Origin of the sequence: Kitasatospora sp. NPDC058115 (assembly GCF_042884635.1) — a bacterium.
GTDB lineage: Bacteria > Actinomycetota > Actinomycetes > Streptomycetales > Streptomycetaceae > Kitasatospora.
The window spans coordinates 130684-150065 of sequence record NZ_JBHVTL010000014.1 but is presented as its reverse complement, the minus strand read 5'-3'; the positions used below and the strand labels follow the sequence as shown (position 1 = coordinate 150065).

At 77.5% G+C, this 19382-nt stretch carries 14 protein-coding genes; 4 read left to right on the top strand and 10 right to left on the bottom strand.

The window, feature by feature from the left end:
• Position 1: 1 nt before the first annotated feature.
• Together ACFVVL_RS17140 and ACFVVL_RS17135 are read left to right on the top strand one after the other, a co-directional pair.
• Entirely contained in the window at positions 2 to 457 is a 456-nt protein-coding gene (locus ACFVVL_RS17140; protein WP_380294918.1) for an SRPBCC family protein, read from the top strand.
• Between the two features lie 2 nt (positions 458 to 459).
• Positions 460 to 837, top strand: coding sequence for a TcmI family type II polyketide cyclase (locus tag ACFVVL_RS17135; RefSeq protein ID WP_387675871.1), 378 nt, complete (start codon positions 460 to 462; stop codon positions 835 to 837).
• 76 nt (positions 838 to 913) lie between these two features.
• Here ACFVVL_RS17135 and ACFVVL_RS17130 read toward each other — a convergent pair whose 3' ends face one another.
• The 9 genes from ACFVVL_RS17130 to ACFVVL_RS17090 all read right to left on the bottom strand — a co-directional run bounded on the left by ACFVVL_RS17130 (position 914) and on the right by ACFVVL_RS17090 (position 16780).
• Positions 914 to 3739 (bottom strand): condensation domain-containing protein, encoded by a 2826-nt coding sequence (locus ACFVVL_RS17130; protein ID WP_387675869.1) that lies wholly within the window; start codon positions 3737 to 3739, stop codon positions 914 to 916.
• Positions 3736 to 5640 (bottom strand): amino acid adenylation domain-containing protein, encoded by a 1905-nt coding sequence (locus tag ACFVVL_RS17125; RefSeq protein ID WP_387675866.1) that lies wholly within the window; start codon positions 5638 to 5640, stop codon positions 3736 to 3738. The genes ACFVVL_RS17130 and ACFVVL_RS17125 overlap by 4 nt, the downstream gene beginning before the upstream one ends.
• An 84-nt stretch (positions 5641 to 5724) precedes the next feature.
• On the bottom strand, positions 5725 to 7578 hold the full coding sequence (locus ACFVVL_RS17120; protein WP_387675863.1) for a non-ribosomal peptide synthetase: 1854 nt from the start codon (positions 7576 to 7578) through the stop codon (positions 5725 to 5727).
• A 41-nt stretch (positions 7579 to 7619) separates the two neighbouring features.
• Positions 7620 to 8816 (bottom strand): acyl-CoA dehydrogenase family protein, encoded by a 1197-nt coding sequence (locus ACFVVL_RS17115; RefSeq protein WP_380294925.1) that lies wholly within the window; start codon positions 8814 to 8816, stop codon positions 7620 to 7622.
• Positions 8813 to 12040, bottom strand: a complete 3228-nt coding sequence (locus tag ACFVVL_RS17110) for an amino acid adenylation domain-containing protein (protein WP_387675860.1) — start codon at positions 12038 to 12040, stop codon at positions 8813 to 8815. Before ACFVVL_RS17110 ends, ACFVVL_RS17115 begins: the two co-directional genes overlap by 4 nt.
• Before the next feature lie 195 nt (positions 12041 to 12235).
• Positions 12236 to 13564, bottom strand: a complete 1329-nt coding sequence (locus ACFVVL_RS17105) for a non-ribosomal peptide synthetase (protein ID WP_387675857.1) — start codon at positions 13562 to 13564, stop codon at positions 12236 to 12238.
• A gap of 25 nt (positions 13565 to 13589) precedes the next feature.
• The gene (locus ACFVVL_RS17100; RefSeq protein ID WP_387675854.1) at positions 13590 to 14912 is read right to left on the bottom strand and encodes an MFS transporter; all 1323 of its coding nucleotides are present in this window, start codon (positions 14910 to 14912) and stop codon (positions 13590 to 13592) included.
• 389 nt (positions 14913 to 15301) lie between these two features.
• Positions 15302 to 16243, bottom strand: a complete 942-nt coding sequence (locus tag ACFVVL_RS17095; RefSeq protein WP_387675851.1) for a hypothetical protein — start codon at positions 16241 to 16243, stop codon at positions 15302 to 15304.
• Positions 16244 to 16327: 84 nt separating this feature from the next.
• A complete protein-coding gene (locus tag ACFVVL_RS17090) occupies positions 16328 to 16780 on the bottom strand; it encodes a PPOX class F420-dependent oxidoreductase (RefSeq protein ID WP_387675848.1) in 453 nt (150 codons plus the stop codon).
• A 252-nt stretch (positions 16781 to 17032) separates the two neighbouring features.
• On the opposite strand from ACFVVL_RS17090, the gene ACFVVL_RS17085 reads away from it, so the two are divergent.
• Together ACFVVL_RS17085 and ACFVVL_RS17080 are read left to right on the top strand one after the other, a co-directional pair.
• Positions 17033 to 17473 carry a hypothetical protein gene (locus ACFVVL_RS17085; protein ID WP_387675845.1) on the top strand — a complete coding sequence of 147 codons (441 nt, stop codon included), beginning with the start codon at positions 17033 to 17035 and terminating at the stop codon, positions 17471 to 17473.
• Positions 17474 to 17581: 108 nt separating this feature from the next.
• A complete protein-coding gene (locus ACFVVL_RS17080; RefSeq protein WP_387675842.1) occupies positions 17582 to 18271 on the top strand; it encodes a class F sortase in 690 nt (229 codons plus the stop codon).
• A gap of 75 nt (positions 18272 to 18346) precedes the next feature.
• Here ACFVVL_RS17080 and ACFVVL_RS17075 read toward each other — a convergent pair whose 3' ends face one another.
• Positions 18347 to 19378 (bottom strand): methyltransferase, encoded by a 1032-nt coding sequence (locus tag ACFVVL_RS17075; RefSeq protein ID WP_380298573.1) that lies wholly within the window; start codon positions 19376 to 19378, stop codon positions 18347 to 18349.
• Positions 19379 to 19382: the final 4 nt, after the last annotated feature.

Genomic DNA, 19382 nt, shown 5'->3' with positions numbered 1-19382 from the left:
GATGCCCGGACACACCGACAACGAGATCGTCATCGCCGCCCCGCTCGACCTGGTCTGGGAGGTCACCAACGACCTGGAGAACTGGCCGCAGCTGTTCAGCGAGTACGCCTCCGTCGACGTGCTGGAGCGCGACGGCGACCGGGTGCGGTTCCGGCTGACCATGCACCCCGACGAGGACGGCAAGGTGTGGAGCTGGGTCTCCGAGCGCACCACCGACCGCTCCGAACTCGCCGTGAACGCCCGGCGCGTGGAGCCCGGCCCGTTCGAGTTCATGGACATCCGCTGGGAGTACGCCGAGGTGCCGGCCGGCACCCGGATGCGCTGGGTGCAGGACTTCGCGATGAAGCCCACCGCCCCGGTCGACGACGAGGGCATGGTCAACCACATCAACCGCAACTCCCGGATCCAGATGCAGCTGATCCGCGAGAAGGTCGAGAAGAAGGCGGCGGAGGTCTGATCATGGCATCCCCCGTGACCACCCCCGGGAGCGTGCCCGGGACGGCGCAGACCCACCGCGCCCTGATCGTCGCCCGGATGCAGCCGGACGCGGCCGCCGGCATCGCCGAGGTGTTCGCCGACTCCGACAACCGGGGTGAACTCCCGCACCTGATCGGGGTGACCGGACGCAGCCTGTTCCAGTTCGGCGACGTCTACCTGCACCTGATCGAGGCGGACCGCCCGCCGGGCCCGGCCGTCGCCCAGGTGACCGGCCATCCCGAGTTCCGGGCGATCAGCGACGCGCTCGCCGCGTTCGTCCAGGCCTACGACCCGGCCACCTGGCGGGGGCCGAAGGACGCGATGGCGCGCGAGTTCTACCGCTGGGACCGGCGCGGCTGAGCGCGCGCCGGCGGTGACCGGGCGGACACCCCGGGGCCTCACGGTCCCGGGGTGTCCGCCTGCCCGGCGCGCGTGCTCAGCGCGCGGCGGTGCCGACCGTCATCGCGGCGAGGACGGTCCGCCAGTCCTCGCCGGGCTCCGGGCGCAGCGGTCCGGCCAGCGCGTCGGCCCGGTAGTGCCAGGGCCGCAGCAGCTCGGGGTCGGCGTCCGGACCGTGCACGACGGGGCTGGACGAACCGAGCAGCCGGACCAGTTCGGCGGTGAACCCGGCCCAGGGGACATGGCCGGTGACCGCGTTGACGACCCGGCCGGGCGCGAGCGCCGTGCTCGCGGTGACGGCCCGGGCGAGCGCCGCGGAGTGCACCCAGCCGACGCCCGCCCGGCCCCCGTCCGCGGGTGGCAGGAGGATCCGGCGGCCGGCCAGCGCGGCCTGGTAGAGCGTGCCGGTGGCACCCCAGCGCAGCTGGTCGCGCAGCCGGCGGTGCGGGCCCCAGACGATCGGCGGTCGGACCACCGCGACCGGGCCGCGGGCCGCGGGGGCGGCGTCCAGGAGGATCCGCTCGCAGTCGAGCTTGGCCCGGCCGTACGGGCTGAGCGCTCCGGCCGCGGGGGCGCCCTCGGCCACCTCGCCCGGGGCGGGGCGGCCGTAGGCGTCGACGCTGCTGACGAAGACGAACCCGCCGGTGCCGCGCCAGCCGCCGACCAGCGCGCGCATCGCGGCGAGGTCGACGGCGTGCTCGGTGAAGGTGCAGGCGGCGTGGACGACGGTGTCCACGCCCTCGACGGCCCGGCGCAGACTGTCCGGGTCGGCGAGGTCGCCCTCGGCCACCTCGACACCGGCGGCGGCCACCAGGTGGGCCGACTCGGGGCGCACCAGCGCCCGGACGGGGCGGCCCTGGGCGAGGAGTTCCTGCAGGACCGCGGCGCCGACGCCGCCGGAGGCGCCGGTGAGCAGCACCGTCCCGGCGCGCGCGGCGGGCCGCCCGGGCGCCGAGCGACGGCCGGGGGTGGCGCGGCGTTCGGCGGCCCGGGCGGCGAGCAGGACCGCCAGGGCGCGCGGGGTGCGCTGCTCCAGCACGTCCAGACCCGTCAACGGCACACCGACCCGGCCCCGCAGCCGCTCCGCCACCTGCACCGCTGCCAGGGAATGACCACCGAGCCGCAGGAAGTCCCCGTCCGGCGACGAACGCACCCCCAGCACCTCCGCGAACACCTCCACCACCTCCGGCAGGCACATCGGGGCGGCGGTCCGGCCGGGGAGGCGGGCGGGGTCGAGGGTGCCGTCGGGGTGGCGTGGGATGCGGTCCAGCAGGGTGACGGCGAGCGGCAGCCGGTCCGTCTGCGGGAGCCGGCGGCGCAGCGCGGCGCGCAGTTCGGCGCCGCTGGGGGCGACCGGGCCGCGCACGCTCGCGTAGGCGAGGGCCGGGCCATGGCCGGCGAGGTGGAGGGCGGCGTCGGTGACCCGGGGGTCGGCGAGCAGGGCGGTGACGGCGGGGTGTTCGCCGCCGGGCGGCGTGAGGCGTTCGCCGGGCAGTTCGGAGAGCGGGCGGTCGGCGTCGGCGGCGAGGGCGGTGAGCAGGTCGGTGAAGGCGGTGTGCAGACGGCGCGCGGTGGGCTCGTCCAGCACCGCCGGGTCGTGCTGCAGCAGGCTGCGCGGCCGGGGGCCGTCCTCGACCAGCAGGCTCAGGCCGAACTTCGCGAGCCCGAGGTCGACCTCGACGGCCCGCGCCGTGAGGCCGGGCAGCGTCAGCGGCTCCGGGGGGCGGACCAGGTCGCAGCTCACGGCGAGCAGCGGGGTGCCGTCCTCGCCCCGGGCGGCGGGACCGAGGTGCTCGACGACCAGGTCGAAGGGCACCTCGTGGTGCTCCTGGGCGTCGAGCAGGGCGGTGCGCACGGCGGCCAGCACCTCGGTGAAGGCCGGGTCGCCGCCGGGCCGGGGCAGCCGGGCGCGCACGGCCAGGGTGTTGACCTGGAGGCCGATCAGCCGGCGCAGTTCGGGCCTGGCCCGGTGGCCGCCGGCGCAGCCGAGGACGAGGTCGGAGCCGCCGGTGGCGGTGCGCAGGGCGGCGAAGGCGGCGGCCAGCACGACGGTGAACGGGGTCGCGCCGTGCCGGGCGCCGAGCCGGCGCAGGCCGTCGAGGGTCCCGGCGGTGAGCGGGGCGGTGTGCAGGACGGCGCGGCGTTCGGGGGTGCCGGGCGGGACGGCGCGCAGCAGCGGCAGCGGGCGGGCGCCGGCGAGGCGGCCGGCCCGTTCGGCGGCCGCGGCGGCGAGCCGGTCGTCGCGGGCGCGTTCCCAGCGGGCGTAGTCGGCGTACTGGAGGCCCGGTTCGGGCAGGCCGGGCGGGCGGGCGTCGGCGGCGGCCGCGTAGAGCTCGGCGAGTTCGGCGGCGAGGACGGGCAGCGAGCCGCCGTCGACGGCGATGTGGTGGAGGGTGAGCAGCAGGGTGTGGTCGTCGGGGGCGTGCCGGACGACCAGGGCGCGCAACGCCGGGCCGGCGGCGAGGTCGAAGGGCCGGGCCGCCTCGGCGTGCAGCAGGGCGGTGGCGGCCTCGGGGGTGGCGTGCCGGACGGGCAGCGGGACGGGGGTGGCGGGTCCGGTGTCCTGGTGGGGGCGGTCGTCGTGGTGGCCGTAGCGGGTGCGCAGGATGTGGTGGCGGGTGGTGAGGCCGGTCAGGGCGGTGGCGAGGGCGTGGAGGTCCAGCGGGCCGCGCAGCCGGGTGGCCAGCGGGACGTGGTAGCGGGGGCCGCCCTGGCCGAGGCGTTCCATCAGCCACATCCGCTGCTGGGCGTGGGAGAGCGGGGCCGGGCCGGGGGTGCGGGTGAGGGGCGCGCCGGGGTCGGCGGACGCGGCGGCCGAGGCGCGGCGGCGGGCGCGGCGGAGCAGGTCGGCCTGGCTGGTCATCGGGCGGGCTCCTCGGGGGTCTGCGCGGCGGCGGCCTCGGCCCCGTCGTCGGCATCGGCGTCGGCATCGGCGTCGGCATCGGCGGCGTCGGCGTCGGCGGCGTCGGCGTCGGCGTCGGCGTCGGCGGCCAGCAGGGCCCGTTCGACCAGCGCGGCCTGGCCGGCCACGGTCGGGTGGTCGAGGAAGTCGCCGAGCGGCAGGTCGACGCCGAGGTCCTCGCGGAGGTCGTCGACCACCCACATGGCGAGCAGCGAGTGCCCGCCCTCGGCGAAGAAGTCCGCGTCCGGGGCGGTGACCGGGTGCTCCAGGGCGCGCGACCAGGCGGCGGCGACCACCTGCTGGATCGGCGTCAGCGCGCCGGGGGCGGGGGTGGCGCCGGGGGCGGGAGCCGGTGCGCCGTCGTCGGCGGCCAGCGCGCGCCGGTCGACCTTGCCGCTGCCGGTGAGCGGCAGCGCGTCGAGCAGCGTCCAGGCGGTCGGGACGAGGTGGGCCGGGAGCCGTTCGGCGAGCCGGCGGCGCAGCGCCTCGGGCGCCGGGCGCAGGCCCTCGGCGGGGACCACGTACGCGGTCAGCGCGGCGTCCTCCTGGCCGGCCCGGCGCACCACGACGGCCGTCTCGGCCACCTCGGGCAGGCTCCGCAGGGCGTGCTCGACCTCGCCGGGCTCGATCCGGAAGCCGCGCACCTTCACCTGGTCGTCCAGCCGGCCGTGGTACTCCAGGACGCCGTCCGGGCGGCGCAGCACCCGGTCGCCGGTGCGGTAGGCGCGGCCGGTGCCGGGGAGGACGGCGAAGCGCTCGGCGGTCAGGCCGGGCCGGCCGAGGTAGCCGAGCGCCACCCGGGCGCCGGAGATCCACAGTTCGCCGCGGGTGCCGTCGGGGACGGGGCGGCGGTCGGCGTCGAGGACGAGGGTGCCCGCGCCGCCGAAGGGGCGGCCGATCGGCACCGGTCCGGTGCGGTCGGCGGGCCGCACCCGGTGCAGGGTGGTGAAGGTGGTGGCCTCGGTGGGTCCGTAGACGTTGAACAGCCGGAGCCAGGGGAAGGCCCGCAGCACGGCGTCCGCGTGCCCGGCGGAGAGCGCCTCGCCGCCGGCCAGCACGGTGCGCAGCACGCCGAAGACCCGGGAGCGGCGGGCGGCCAGCTGGTGGAACAGCGCGGTGGTGAGGAAGGCGGTGGTGACGCCGAACCGCTCGACGTCGCGGGCGAGTTCCTCGGCGCTGGGGCGCTCGGCCGGGGACAGCGCGACGGCGGCGCCGCGGGCCAGCGGCCCCCACAGTTCGAAGGTGGCGGCGTCGAAGGCGACCGGCGAGTGGTGCAGCACGCGGTCGCCGGGGCCGAGGGCGGGGCCGTCGGCGGCGGTGACCAGGTCGGCGACGGCGCCGTGCGGGACCAGCACGCCCTTCGGGCGGCCGGTGGAGCCGGAGGTGTAGTAGACGAGGGCCGCCGCGTCCGGGGCCGGGGGCCCGGGTGTGCGCGGCGTCCCGGGGCCGGTGCCGGCGATCGTGGTGGGGCCGAGTTCGGTGAGGACGAGGACGTGCTCCTCGGGCAGGCCCGCCTCGGCGAGCAGTGCCTTGTCGCCGAGGGTGAGCCGGGCGCCGGCGTCGTCGAGCATGGCGCGCAGCCGCGGGCGCGGGTACGCCGGGTCGAGCGGGACGACGTGGCCGCCGGCCCACCAGACGGCGAGCTGGGCGACGGGCAGGCGGGCGGCGCGGGCGCAGAGCAGGCCGACGGCGCTGCCCGGGCGGACCCCGCGGGCGGCCAGTTCGGCGGCCAACCGGGCGGCGGCGGTGGCGAGTTCGCGGTAGGTGAGGGTAGTGCTGCCGTCGGTGGCGGCGAGCGCGTCGGGGCGTTCGGCGGCCTGCCGGGCGACGAGCTCGGGGACGGTGGTGACAGGGCCGGTCATGGGCGGGTCCTTCCGGGCGCCCCGGCGGCATGCCGGAGCGCCCTGCGGCGAGGGTCGGGAGGAGGGGCGGCGCGGCGCGGCGGGTCAGCCGGCGGCCCGCTCGTCGAGCAGGAGCGCCACGGCCCGCAGGTCGGGCTGGCGCAGCAGCTGCGGCGCGCGCAGCCGCACCCCGCACTCCTCCTCCAGGGCGGCCAGCAGCCGGGCCGCGGTGACGGACGTGCCGCCCGCGTCCAGGAAGTTGTCGTCGAGGGTGAGAGCGGTGTGCCCGAGCAGGTCGCGGCAGATCCGCAGCACGGTCCGCTCGGTGGGCGTCGTCACCTCCCCGGCGGCCCGGCCGTCCTGCTGGGCGGCCGCTTCCTCGGCCTTGAGCAGCGCGGCCCGGTCGATCTTGCCGTTGGCGTCCAGCGGGAAGGCGTCCACCAGCCGCAGGACGCCCGGCACGGCCTGCTCGGGCAGCCAGGGCCGCACCGCCTCCAGCAGCGGGGCGCCGTCCGCCGGTCCGGCCCCGGCGGCGGTGGGCTGGACGAAGGCGAGCAGCTGGGCGCCGCCGCCGGCCGGGGCCGGGCGGGCGACGACGGCGGCGCGCCGCACCCGGGGGTCGCGTTCGAGGGCCGCCTCGACCTCGGCCGGCTCGATCCGCACACCGCTGACCTTGACCTGGTCGTCCAGTCGGCCGAGGAACTCCAGCACACCGTCCGGGCGCATCAGGACCCGGTCGCCGGTGCGGTAGACCCGGTCGGTGCCGTCGACCTCGTCGGGCGCGGAGACGAAGCGCTCGGCGGTGAGCCCGGCGTCGAGGTAGCCGATGGCCAGGCCCTGGCCGCCGATCCGCAGTTCGCCCGCCTCGCCGAGCGGCAGCGGGTGGCCGTTCTCGTCGGTCACCAGGACGATCGCGCCGGGGATCGGGCGGCCGATCGGCGGCGCGCCGGCGCCGTGGCCGTCGCCGGGCGCCATGGTGTGCACGGTGGTGACCACGGTGGCCTCGGCCGGGCCGTAGGCGTTGTGGACGGTCGCGGTGACGTCCGGGCCGGGGGCGCGGCGCAGCCGGTCGCCGCCGACCATGAGGTGGCGCAGCGGCAGCCCGCCGGGCCACGGGCGGTCCAGGACGGGTTCGGCGAGCGGGGTGGGCAGCACGCCGACGGTGATGCCGGCGGTGCGCCACCAGTCGGTGAGCGCGGCCGGGTCCCAGCGGACGGCCTCGGGGGCGACGACGAGCGCCGCGCCGGAGGCGAGGGCGGCCCACAGCTCCATCAGGTGCGGGTCGAAGGCGACGCCGATGAGCAGGCTGTGCCGGTCGCCGGGGCCGAGGCCGGTCAGCTCGCGGTACCAGGTGAGCAGGGCGCCGAGCGCGGTCTGGCCGACCGCGACGGCCTTGGGCAGGCCGGTGGAGCCGGAGGTGAGCACGGTGTACTGGGTGCCCCTGGGGGCCTTGGCCGCGGCCTCCCCGGTGGTCGCGGGATCGGCGAAGGCGGCCACCGTCCGCCGGGCGCCGGGGGCCGCGAGCGGGCGGTGCAGCCCGTCGCGGTGGGCGGGCGGCAGCAGCTCCGGGTCACCGATCAGGCAGGCGGGGCGCAGCTGTTCGGCGACGGCCCGCAGCCGGCGCTCGCCGGGGCGCGGGCCGAGCGGGAGGTGGACGGCGCCCAGTCTGGCGACGGCCAGGGTGGCGGCGACCAGGGCGGCGGAGTGGTCGAGACAGAGGCCGACCAGGTCGCCGGGGCGCACGTGCCCGGCCAGCTGCCGGGCCACGTCGTCGGCGAGGCGGTCGAGTTCGGCGTAGCCGAGGGTCAGGTCCCCGTCGATCAGGGCGGGGGCGTGCGGGGTGCGGCGGGCCCAGCTGGTGAACAGGTCGAGGACGGCGCCGTCGCGGTGCGGGCGGCCGTGGGCGACGGAGAGGCCGGGCAGCGTCGCGGGCACGGGGCGGGCCGGGGTGGTGGTCATGTGAGTCCTCCGGACGTCGGTCGATGGTCGTCGGTACGGGGTCAGCCCAGGCCCATCGCCCGGGCCACGATCACCTTCTGGACCTCGGAGGTCCCCTCGATGATGGTCGTCATCCGGACGTAGCGGTAGAGGTACTCCAGTGGATGGCCGCGCACCCAGCCCGTGGCGCCGTGCACCTGGAGCGAGCGGTCGACGGCCCGCACGGCGGTCTCCGAGGAGGTCAGCTTGGCGAGCGCCGCGTTCTCGGGGGCCTCGGTGCCGTCGTCGACGAGCCGTGCGCAGGCGAGGGTGAGCAGCTTGGCGGCCTCCACCTCGGCGCGGGTGCGCACCAGGTGCTCCTGGACGTGCTGGTAGTCGCCGATCGGCTGTCCGAAGGCCCGCCGCTCGCGGGCGTACTCGACGCCGAGGCGCAGCGCGTACTCGGCGATGCCGTTGCACATCGCGGCGACCACCAGGCGGCCCCGGGAGAGGCTGTCCATGGCGAGCCCGGTGGCGGCGCCGACGCCCGCCTCGCCGCCGATGACCGAGGCGGCGGGGGCGTGCAGCCGGTCGAGGGTCAGTTCGAACAGCGGCTCGCCGGACATGCCCTCGTAGCGCTGGCCGATGCGCAGCCCGGGGTGGTCCATGGGCAGGACGAAGGCGGTGGCGCCGGCGGTCGGCCCGGCGCCGTCGCCGAGGTCGGTGGCGGCGACGACGAGCGCGAGGTCGGCCCGGTCGGCGTTGCTGACGAAGGTCTTGCGGCCGTTCAGAAGCCAGCCGTCGCCGTCGCGCACGGCGGTGGTGGTGAGCCGGAAGGCGTCGGAGCCGGCCTGCGGTTCGGTGAGCGCGAGGCAGCGGGTGCGTTCGCCGCGCACCAGCGGGACGAGGTGGCGCTCGATCTGCTCGGGGGTGCCGTGCCGCAGCAGCGGGCTGGGGCCGTCGGAGCCGGCCAGCGCGTAGGGGGCGAGCGGGCAGCCGCTGCGGCCGGCCGCGTGGTGGAGCTGGACGACGGCGGTGAACGGCATGCCGGCGCCGCCGAGTTCCTCGGGGTAGTCGCCCGCGTAGAAGCCGAGGGCGGCGGAGCGCTTGCGCACATAGGCCCGCAGGTCGGCCGGCGGCTGTTCGGCGCTCTCCGCCAACTCGGTGGCGAGCGGGTCGAGTTCGCGGCGGACGAAGCTCTCGAAGGCGTCGGTGAGTTCGCGGTGCCCGGCTTCGAGGACGGCGGACGGCGCGGAGAGGCGGACGGTGCCGGTGGTCACTGCTGGGCTCCGGTCAGGGCGCGGGCCTGGTCGGCCAGGACGGGGTGCTGGAAGAGGGTGCGCAGCGGGGGCCGGCCGCCGAGGCGCGGCTCCAGCCAGGCGGCGAGCCGGGCGGCGAGCAGCGAGTGGCCGCCGACCTCGAAGAAGTGCGAGCCGGCGGTGAACCGGTCGTGGCCGAGCACTTCGCGCCAGGCCTCGGCGATCAGCCGCTGGCCGGGGTCGGTGAAGGGCTGCGGCGCGGAGCCGTCACCCGGCGCGGAGCCGTCGTTCGGGGCGGAGCCGTCCGGCGCGGACCCGTTCGGCGCGGCGGGCTCGGGGGCCTCGGCGGCCAGCCGGGCGAGGGCCGTCCGGTCGGGCTTGCCGCCCGGCAGCAGCGGCATGGCGTCGAGGGCCGTCCAGTGGGCGGGGACGAGCCCGGCGGGCAGCCGGCGGGACAGCGCGGCGTGCAGGGCGGCCTGGTCGGGCTGCGGGCCGCCGTCGAGGAAGCCGAGCAGGCGCGGGCCCGTGGTGGCGTCCCGGTGCAGGACGACGGCGCAGGAGCGGCCGCCGAGTTCGGCGGAGGCGGCGGCCTCGATCTCCTCCAGCTCGATCCGGAAGCCGCGCAGCTTGACCTGGTTGTCCAGGCGGCCGAGGAACCGCAGCCGGCCGTCGAGGCCCCGGTAGCCGCGGTCGCCGGTGCGGTAGACCCGCTCGCCGTCGAACTCGGGCAGGGTGGTGAACCGGGCCTCGGTGGCGTCCGGCAGGCCGGGGTAGCCGTCGGCCAGCAGCGCTCCCCCGATGGCGAGTTCGCCGACGGCGCCGGGCGGCAGCGGCTGCCCGGCGGTGTCCAGGACGTGCACCCGGACGCCGGGCAGCTCGGTGCCGAGCGGAATCTCGGCGGCGTCCGCGCCCTCGGCGGCGAGGTCCGCGGCGAGGTCCGCGGCGGTGATCTCGTGCACGGTGGAGGTGACGGTGGCCTCGGTGACGCCGTAGGCGTTGAGGACGGTGAGGGCGGTGCCGTCGGCGCCCTCGGTCCCCGCGACCAGCCCGCGCAGGGCGAGGGCGGGCAGCCGCTCGCCGCCGAGGACCAGCAGTCGCGGGGACCAGCGGCCGTCCGCCAGCGCCTCGCGCAGATCGGCGCGGACGGCGAGGGCGTAGCTGGTGGGCAGGTTGGCGACGGTGACGCCGCGGGCGGCGAGCACGGCGGCCAGTTCGGGCCCGGTCGGCACCTCGCGCTGCGGCACCACCAGCGTGGCACCGGCCACCAGCGAGGGCAGCACCTCCTCCAGCGCCACGTCGAAGGACGGCCGGGCGAACAGCAGCACCCGGTCGGCGGGGCCGAGCCCGTAGCGGGCGGCGATCGCGGTGGTCCAGCGGGCGAGCGCGTCACGGCCGACCAGGACCGGCTTGGGCACGCCGGTGGAGCCGGAGGTGTGGATGAGGTAGGCGGCGCCGTCGAGCACGGCCGTGGGTTCGGCCTTCGGGAACGGCGGGCCGTCCAGCAGCGCCGGGGTGACGGCGGCGGGCAGGGCGAGCGCGCTCTGCCGGGTGGCCAGGACGAGCGCGGGGGCGAGCCGGTCCAGCAGCAGGGCGAGCCGGGCCTGCGGGTCCTCGGCCGACAGCGGCGCGTGGACCGCGCCGTGGCGCAGGCAGGCGAGCAGGGCGACGACGCTGTCGACGCCGCGCGGGAGCACGGTGGCGACCGGCTGGCCGGAGGTCACCCCGGCGGCGCGCAGGCGCTCGACGAGTTCGCCGACCCGGCGGTCGAGATCGCCGTAGGTCAGGCGCTCGGAGCCGGCGAGCAGGGCGAGCGCGGTGGGGTCGTGGGCGGCGGCCGGGTCGAGGCCGGCCGGCTCGGGGACGGCCGGCTCGGGGACGGTCCCGGTGGCGGGCTCCTCCGGGGCGCGGCCGGCCGCCAGGTCGGCGAGCGGGGCGTCCGGGCCGTCGAGGTAGCCGCGCAGCAGGTCGAGCAGCCGCTCGGCGAGCAGGGCCGCGACCGGCTCGCCGAAGAGGTCGGCGTCGTAGTCCCAGATCAGGGTCATCCCGGCCGCGCCGTGCTTCTCGCCGACCACCCGGCGGTCGTCGGGCAGCAGCACCACATCGAGGTCGAAGCGGGTGGTGCCGGTGTTGAACCCCTCGTACAGCGAGATCTCCAGGCCGGGCACCCGGACGTCGGGCAGCGGGGCGTCGTGCGCGCTGAACATCACGTTGAACAGCGGGTTCCCGGTGCCGTCGGTGTGCCGGCCGAGCGCGCGGGTCAGCTCCTGGACGGGCACGTCCTGGTGCGGCAGGGCGCGGAACAGCACGTCGGTCGCCTCGTCCACCGCCTCGGTGCCGGGCGCGGCCGGGTCGAGCCGCAGGCGCAGCGGCACGGTGTTGACGAACATGCCGACGGTGCCCTCGAAGCCGGGCGGGCGGTTGCCGACCGCGGTGCCGATCACCAGGTCGCGGTGACCGCTGTGGCGGCGCAGCAGTTCGGCGAAGAGCGTGAGCAGGGTGGAGAACGGGGTGTGGCCGTCGGCCTTGGCGCGCTCGCGCAGCCGCTCGGCGAGGTCCGCGCCGACCGACTGGCGCAGCTGCCCGCCGCGGTGGCGGCGCGGGGCCCCGGGGCGGGCCAGTCCGGGCAGCGTGAGACCGACCGGCGCATCGGCCAACTCGCCGGTCCAGTAGGCGAGTCCGCGCTCAAGGTCGGCCTGCCGGGCGGCGTCGGCGGCGCGTACGTGGTCCTCGTAGGAGGGGGCGGCGGGCAGCGTGACGGCGTCGGCCGTGCCGAGCGCGTGGGCGCGGTAGACGGTGAACAGGTCGCGCAGCAGGATCGCGAAGGAGTGGCCGTCGTGCACCAGGTGGTGTTCGACGTGGATCAGCCGGTGGTGGTCGGTGCCGAGACGGGCGAGGTGCCAGCGCAGCAGCGGGGCCTCGGTGGTGTCCAGCGGCTCCCCGGCTTCGGCGGCGAGCAGGGCGCGGAACGCGGCCTCCGGGTCGGGCGCGGTGCTCAGGTCGCTGGTGCGCAGCCGCGGCCCGCTCGTGGTGGCGACCCGCTGGAGCGGCAACCCCTCGGCCTGCTCGACGAGTTCGAGCCGCAGTCCGGGGTGGTGGGCGAGTACGGCGGTGAGGCCGGCCCGGAGCGCGTCGGTGTCCAGCGGGCCCCAGAGGTCGAGGGCGGCGGTGAAGTTGTAGGCGCGGCTGCCGGGCAGCAACTGTTCGTGCAGCCAGACGATCTGCTGCGAGGAGGACAGTTCGAACATGGGCAACTTCCTTGTGGTGTCAGGTGGTTGTTGGGTTCGACGGTGCCAGGGGCGGGCAGCGTGGAGCCCGCCCGGGCCGGGCGCGCCGGGGGTGGTGGCGGGCGCGGCGGGGGTGGTCGGGGCGCACCGGGAGGGCGCGCGGACAGGGCGACCCGATGGGGGGCCGGTTGGGGCGGGCCGGTCGGGGCGGCGGGATCAGGCCGCCGCCGCGCCGAGGTGGCGGCGCAGCGTGGCGAGCAGGTCCGCGAAGGCCGACTCCGCCGCGCCCTGCGGGTGGCGCTCGCGGTCCCAGGCCAGCCGGACCAGCAGGTCCTCGCCGTGCGAGGCGGAGACGGCGAGCGGTGCGGCGAGCGGGCGGCCGGCCAGGTGGACCTCCCGCCCGGTGACGCCGTCGAGCACCAGCGGCGGGCGGCGGTGCAGGTCCTCGAAGGTGAGCAGGCCGTCGAGCGTGCCGGACCAGCCCGCCCCGGCCGAGCGGGCGGCGCGCACCACCTCGTCGTACGGGGTGTCCGCGTGGTCGAGGTCGTCCCACCAGGCGGCGCCCAGCGCGTCCAGCTCCCGGGGCGGGCCGGGCGGCGCGGGGTGGACCAGGGTGTTGAGGAAGCAGCCGAGGACGGGGGCCGCGCCGGCCGGGCGGCCGCCCCAGGGGTAGCCGAGCGCGAGCACCCGGTCGCCGCCGTCGCCGAGGTGGTGCGCGGCGGTGGCGACGGCGTCCAGCAGGGCGGGGAACACCCCGCCCCGGGCGGCTCCGGTCACCGCGGGCAGCCGCTCGGCGAGCATGCCGGTCGACCGGGCGGCGCCGACCGGGCCGGCCGCGCCGGCCGCCCCCGGGGGCTCGGCGAGGGCGCCGAGCCGGGCCGCCCAGTGGGCCCGCGCGGCCTCGCCCGCGGCGTTCGCCTCCGCGGCCAACTGGCCCTCCACCGCCGCACGGTAGGCCTCGACGCCGTCGTCCCCGACGGCGCCCGGCACCTCGTCGTCCGCGGCGTAGGCGGCGCCGAGCCCCTCGGTGACCAGGCCGAGCGACTGCTCGTCGCAGGCGGCGTGGTCCAGGGCGACGGCGAGCAGTTCCTCCTCGTCCTCCGGGCCGGCGGCCAGCAGCAGGCGCAGCGCCGGCCCGTCGGCGGACCGCTCCAGCAACGCTCCGCGCAGCGCCGCCCGGGCCGGGCCGTCGGGGTGGTCCGGGGGGTGCGCCGGTCCGGCCGCGATCCGGGCCACCTCGACGGACGGCTCGCCGGGCCGCAGCACCGGGGTACCGCGCAGCACGGTGAACCCGCCGCGCAGCGCCGGGTGCCGGGCGGCCAGCCGGACGGCGGCGCGGTGCAGCCGGGCCGGGTCGACGGTGCCGCGCGGGAAGGCGAAGAACAGCGGGACGACGTCCGTCCGGGCGCGCGGGTCGCGGTGACGGGTGATCAGGAAGCGGCGCTGGGCGCCGGTGAGCGGGAGCAGGCCCGCCGGGGCGGCCTCGGGGGCGCGGGCGAGGGACCGGTAGCGGGCGAGGTAGGCGGCCGTGATACTGGGGTGCACGGGAGGGTCTCCGCTTCGGGTCGGTTCAGGGCGTTCGGATGTCCAGGGGATCCGCGTCGGCGGCGTCGTCGGCCGGGCCGTCGTCCGGGGCCCGGTCCACCGGGGCGGGCGGCAGGTCCCGCAGGCCGCGCAGGGGGGACAGCAGCAGCGGCACCGGCATCACCAGGAAGCCCGCCGCGCAGAGCCAGAGGGCGGCGCGCGGGCCGGCCGCGTCGGCGACGGCGCCGCCGAGCAGGGCGCCGAGCGGCAGGGTGCCCCAGACCAGGAAGCGCATGGTGGCGTTCATCCGGCCGAGCAGCCGGGGCGGGCAGAGGCCCTGCCGGAAGCTCACCTGGGCGACGTTGTAGACCACCGCGCCGAACAGCACCGCCACCCCGCCGACCGCGAACAGCACCGCCCCGGCGGCGCCGTCGGCCAGCGGCCACAGCAGCGCGAACGGCGCGGTGACCAGCGGGGCGAGCCGGATCAGCCGGGCCTGGCCGACCCGGGCGGCCAGGCGCCCGGCGCACAGCGCACCCGCCAGGCCGCCGACCGCCGTGACCGAGAGCAGGATCCCGATCGCGGCCGGCGAGAGCTCCAGCACCCGCACCCAGAAGACGGTCTGCACCGCCATCAGCACGGCGCCGAAGAGGTTGGACAGCGCGGTGGTGGCCGCGATCACCCGCAGCAGCGGGTGCCGTGTGACGAACCGCAGCCCCTCGGCGACGTCGGCGCGCAGCGAGCGTCCGGGCTCGGGCTCGGGCGGCGCCTCCTCGGCGCGGATCCGGGCGAGCAGCGCCGCCGAGAGCAGGTAGCCGGCCGCGTCGGCGACGATCGCCAGTGGTGCGCCGAGCAGTTGGACCAGGCCGCCGCCGAGGCCGGGCCCGGCGATCTGGGCGGAGGAGCGGACCGTCTCGATCGCGCCGTTGCCGGCCACCAGGCGCTCGCGCGGCAGCAGCACCGGCAGGAAGGACTGGTGGGCGACGTCGAAGAAGACCGTCGCCACGCCGGTGACCAGGGCCACCAGGTAGAGCTGGAGCAGGCCGAGCACGTCCAGCGCGGCGGCCGCCGGGATCGATCCGACGGCGAGGCAGCGCAGCACGTCGGCGCGCACCAGGACGGGCAGTTTGCGCATCCGGTCCAGCCAGGCGCCGGCGGGCAGGCCCACCAGCAGGAAGGCGGCGGTCTCGGCGGCGGTCAGCAGTCCGACCTGGAACGGTGTGGCGTCGAGTTCCACCACCGCCACCAGCGGCAGTGCGACCAGGGTGACCTGACTGCCCGCCTGCGCCGCGACGGCTCCGGAGAGCAGGAGCCGGAAGTCGCGGCGGGCCGGCGGACCGGTGCGGGGCGGGGAGGGCTTGTCGTTCATCGGTTCGACTCTCGGTTACCGCTTCGCTACCGGGCAACCGGCTGGCCGGATTCCGGCCCCCGTCCGAATCGACCGGATCCGACCACTGCCCCCGGCCTCCGCTCCCGTGCGGTCCGCACCACCGCTTCCGGCCCGCCGCCCGCCCCCACGGCCGCGACCAGCGGTGACGCGCCGACCGGCCGTCGGCGGCGGAATGTCCAGTGCTACGTCCGGTATGCGGACCACTGTTTTCGCGCCAGCGGACGGGCATCCTCAACTTGGCCGGAACACAAGAGGTGTTGACGCTACGTCACCTGGAGGCGGCCCGGACGTGGTACCCGCACGCGCGCGGCCCCCGGACCGCGGTCGGTCCGGGGGCCGCGGGGGCCGGGTCGGAGCCCGGCGCCGGGTCAGAGCCCGGCGTCGGGGGTGCGGCCCGCCTGGGCCTGCTCGATGCGCGCGACCAGCATCGCGGCGAGCCGCCGGGTGCCCGCCGGGTCGACCGGGCCGCCCTCGGTGGTGACGGTCGCGACCACCGTGCCCGAGCGCAGCACGACCGCCACGCCGTCGCGGCCCGCCAGCTGGCCCTGGAAGGCGCGGCTCTCCGTTCCCAGCGGGCCGATGTCCGCCGGGCCGTACTTGGTGGTGTCGCCGTAGGCGGCGTACGCCTCCTTGAGGCGGTCCTGGGCCTGCGCCCGGCCGGGCAGGGTGTCGACGCCGAAGCGCACGGTCACCTCGCCCGCGCCGAACCGGGCCTGACCGCTCAGCGGCTTGCCGGTGCACGGCGCGGCGGCGGTGCAGGTGGTGGCGTGGTCGGCGGTGTCGACCCGGCGCTTCTCCTCCTCCCAGCCGGTCATCGCCTTCTGGTCGGGCAGGAGCTGCGCGAGGAGCGCGGAGTCGAGCAGCGGGGTGTCCGAGTCGGGGCCGGTGGCCGGCTGCCCGCCGCCGGCCGTCGCTCCGCCGGCCGGTCCGCCGCCGGGGGCGGCGCCGCCCGGTGCGCCCGTCGACGCGCCCGGGCCCGTCGCGCCGCCCGCCGACGCACCGTCCGCCCCGGCAGCGCCCGCCCCGGAAGCGCCCGCCGACGCTCCGGCCGGCGGGGTGCCGCCGGCGGCCGGGGTACCGGCCGGGGTGCCCGCCGCCGGGGGCGCGGTTCCGTCCGCGGGCGCGGGAGTGCCGGCGGGTGCGGCGGCGGTGGCCGCGCCGGCCGTCGCCGCCGGGCTCGCCGACGCTCCCGCCGCGCCCTTCGCCGCGTCCCCGGAGTGCGCCGAGCCCCCCGAGCCGCACGCCGCCACCGCCGCCAGCAGCACTCCCGTCGCCGCCGCGGCGGCCACCTTCCGACCGGCCGTGCCCATGTCCCGCCCCTCTCGTGTCCGTGGACCCTCAAGATAGACGCGCCTGCCGGCGGGCGGTCCCCCGGGGCGACCGCTCGGGACCGCTCAGGGGCTGTCCGGTGCGGCGGCCCCGGGCACGCCCGGCGGCAGCGGCTCGATCCCCCGCACCCGGCTGATCCTGGTCGGCTCGATCAGCACGACCACCCGGCGCTCCCCGGGGATCCCCCACCCGTACCGCTCGACGCCGAGGTAGGTGCGGGCCAGCCGGTCCATGTTCCGTTCGGCCTCCTCGCCCTCGACGAAGCGCACCGCCCGCCCCCGGATCTGCACCCGGTCGTACGGGTCGGCGGGACCGGCCAGCGAGAGGCAGACCCGCGGGTCCCGCCGCAGGTTCCGTTCCTTGACCCGCCCGACGGAGGTGTTGAACAGCAGCAGGTCCCCCTCCAGCCCCACCCACATCGGGCTCACGTGCGGGGACCCGTCGGCGTTGACCGTGCCGACGTACCAGATGTTCCCCGCCGTGATCCGTTCCCGGACGTCCCTCGTGATCTCGACCATGCGCCAAGTGTTCCCACCCGGTCCCCGCGTACTCCGCTCCCCCGCGCGCGGACGTCACCCGGACCGCCCAGGGCACTCGGGTGAACACGCCCGGGACTTCCACCCGAAGGGCTCATCCGCCGGGCCGCCGCTGCCGCCCTCCGGTGGCACCCGCCGCCACCGTGGTTGACGTTGGATCAGGCGCCCGCCCGTGAGTCCCCTGGCCGACGACGTGTCGGCGATCGCGGGTTCCGCGCCGGAAGGATCATCATCATGCGTTCTGCACGCACGCTGCTCGCCGGGGCCGCCGTCGCCGCGGCCCTCACCGTCGGTGCTCCGCTCGCCTACGCCGATGGCGCCTCCGACCAGGGCAAGAACCTGACCTGGCAGGAGAAGCAGGATAAGGCCGCCAGCCCCGAGGGCCAGAAGACCTGGGAGGAGAAGCAGAAGAGCTCCTCCGGCACCGAGGAGCAGAAGGCGTCCGAGGGCAAGGGCTCGGAGGGCAAGGGTTCCGAAGGCAAGGGTTCCGAAGGCAAGGGCTACGAGGGCAAGGGCGAGGAGAAGGCCCCGCACGGCGGCGTGCACACCGGCGGCGGCGGGCTCGCGCTCTCCGGCGGCGGCCTCGCCTCCGGCGCGGTCCTGCTGCTCGGCGGCCTGGGGGCCGGCGCGGTCGCGCTGCGCCGTGGCCGCCGGACCGCCGGCGCCGCCATCTGACCCCGCGCCGTTCCCGCCGCCTCCCCTCCGGAGGCGCGCGGGGCGGCGCTTCGCCGTGTCGGGCCCGCGCCTGCGCGGGGCGGGCCGCGGAGAGGAGTACGAGCGACGATGGCCGGTCCGGTCCCCGGTACCTCCCGGCTGCTGCGCGCGGGCATGGGCGCGGCGGCGGTCGGTCTGCTGCTGATCTACAACTCGGTGGACACCGTCCCGGCGGACGGTTCCGTGCCGGGGCAGGCCGCTCCCCCGGCGGCCACCGCCGCGGCCGTACCGGGCGGTGCCGCCCCCTCGGGCGCGGGCGCGCCCGCCGCACCGGTCGAGGCGGCCCCGCCGCTGAAGCGCGCCAAGCCGACCAGGCTGCGCATCCCGCAGATCAACGTGGACGCCCCCTTCACCGAGCTGGCCCTGAACCCCGCCGGACAGCTCGACGCCCCGCCGCCGGACGACAAGAACCTGGTCGGCTGGTACCGCGACGGCGTCTCGCCCGGCGAGCGCGGCGCCGCGGTGGTCGCCGGGCACGTCGACACCACCAAGGGACCGGCGGTGTTCCTGCTGCTCAGCCTGATGCTGCCGGGCAACAAGGTGGAGGTCCAGCGGGCCGACGGCACCGTCGCCGTGTTCGTGGTCGACGCCGTGGAGACCTTCGCCAAGGACGCCTTCCCCGACCAGCGGGTCTACGGGAGGACGCCCGACGCGCAGCTGCGGCTGATCACCTGCGGCGGCACCTACGACAAGAAGCGCCGGGACTACCTCGACAACGTGGTGGTCTTCGCGCACCTGGAGTCCTCGCGCCCGGCGTGAGCGGCTCCGGCGTCACCGCGACCGCCGGCCCCCTCCTCGGGGGCCGGCGGTCGCGGCGCGTCCGGGGCGGGCGGGTCAGCCGCGCACCACGGCCTCGAAGGCGTGCAGGTACGGGTTGACCGGGCGGACCTCGCGGACGTCGAGCCCGGCCTCGGTCATCAGCCGGACCATGCTCGTCTCGGAGTGCTTGGCCCCGCCGACGTTGAGCATCAGCATGAGGTCCATGGCGGTGGTGAACCGCATCGAGGGGCTGTCGTCGACGAGGTTCTCGACCACCACGACCCGGGCGCCCGGGCGGGCGGCGGCGACCACGTTCGCCAGGGTGCGGCGGGTGCTCCCGTCGTCCCACTCCAGGATGTTCTTGATGATGTAGAGGTCCGCGGCCACCGGGATGTCCTCCCGGCAGTCGCCGGGGACCAGCCGGGCCCGGTCGGCGAACGCGCCGCCGTCGCGCAGCCGGGGGTCGGCGCCGGCCACCACCTTGGGCAGGTCGAGCAGGGTGCCGTGCAGCGCCGGGTGCTTCTCCAGCAGGCTGGCGAGCACATGGCCCTGGCCGCCGCCGATGTCGGCCACCGAGCCGATGCCGGTGAGGTCGAGGTAGCCGGCGAAGTCGGCGGCGGACTGCCGGCTGGAGGTGGTCATCGCCTTGTCGAAGACCTTGGCGGACTCGCCCCCGTCGCTGTGCAGGTAGTCGAAGAACTCCTTGCCGAACAGCTCGGGGAAGACGTTGCGGCCCGAGCGCACCGCCTCGTCCAGCTTGGGCCAGGCCTCCCACGTCCACGGCTCGGTGCACCACAGGGAGATGTAGCGCAGGCTGTTCGGGGCGTCCTCGCGCAGCAGCCGGGACATCTCGGTGTGGGCGAAGCGGTCGCCGTCGAGCTCCTCGAAGATGCCGTAGCAGGTGAGGGCGCGCAGCAGGCGGCGCAGCTGCCGGGGTTCGGTGCCGAGGTCGGCGGCGAGGTCGGTGACGGTGGCGGGGGTGTCGCCGAGCGCGTCGGCGGCACCGAGCCGGGCGGCCGCGCGGACGGCGGCGGCGCAGGCGGCGCCGAAGACGAGCTCCCGCAGGCGCATGGCGGCCTGCGGGGTGGTGGCGGGTGCGGTGGTCATGGAC

Coding starts and splice junctions, on each gene's coding strand:
- ACFVVL_RS17140 (WP_380294918.1), top strand. CDS start 2: ATGCCCGGACACACCGACAACGAGATCGTCATCGCCGCCCCGCTCGAC.
- ACFVVL_RS17135 (WP_387675871.1), top strand. CDS start 460: ATGGCATCCCCCGTGACCACCCCCGGGAGCGTGCCCGGGACGGCGCAG.
- ACFVVL_RS17130 (WP_387675869.1), bottom strand. CDS start 3,739: ATGACCAGCCAGGCCGACCTGCTCCGCCGCGCCCGCCGCCGCGCCTCG.
- ACFVVL_RS17125 (WP_387675866.1), bottom strand. CDS start 5,640: ATGACCGGCCCTGTCACCACCGTCCCCGAGCTCGTCGCCCGGCAGGCC.
- ACFVVL_RS17120 (WP_387675863.1), bottom strand. CDS start 7,578: ATGACCACCACCCCGGCCCGCCCCGTGCCCGCGACGCTGCCCGGCCTC.
- ACFVVL_RS17110 (WP_387675860.1), bottom strand. CDS start 12,040: ATGTTCGAACTGTCCTCCTCGCAGCAGATCGTCTGGCTGCACGAACAG.
- ACFVVL_RS17100 (WP_387675854.1), bottom strand. CDS start 14,912: ATGAACGACAAGCCCTCCCCGCCCCGCACCGGTCCGCCGGCCCGCCGC.
- ACFVVL_RS17095 (WP_387675851.1), bottom strand. CDS start 16,243: ATGGGCACGGCCGGTCGGAAGGTGGCCGCCGCGGCGGCGACGGGAGTG.
- ACFVVL_RS17090 (WP_387675848.1), bottom strand. CDS start 16,780: ATGGTCGAGATCACGAGGGACGTCCGGGAACGGATCACGGCGGGGAAC.
- ACFVVL_RS17085 (WP_387675845.1), top strand. CDS start 17,033: ATGCGTTCTGCACGCACGCTGCTCGCCGGGGCCGCCGTCGCCGCGGCC.
- ACFVVL_RS17080 (WP_387675842.1), top strand. CDS start 17,582: ATGGCCGGTCCGGTCCCCGGTACCTCCCGGCTGCTGCGCGCGGGCATG.
- ACFVVL_RS17075 (WP_380298573.1), bottom strand. CDS start 19,378: ATGACCACCGCACCCGCCACCACCCCGCAGGCCGCCATGCGCCTGCGG.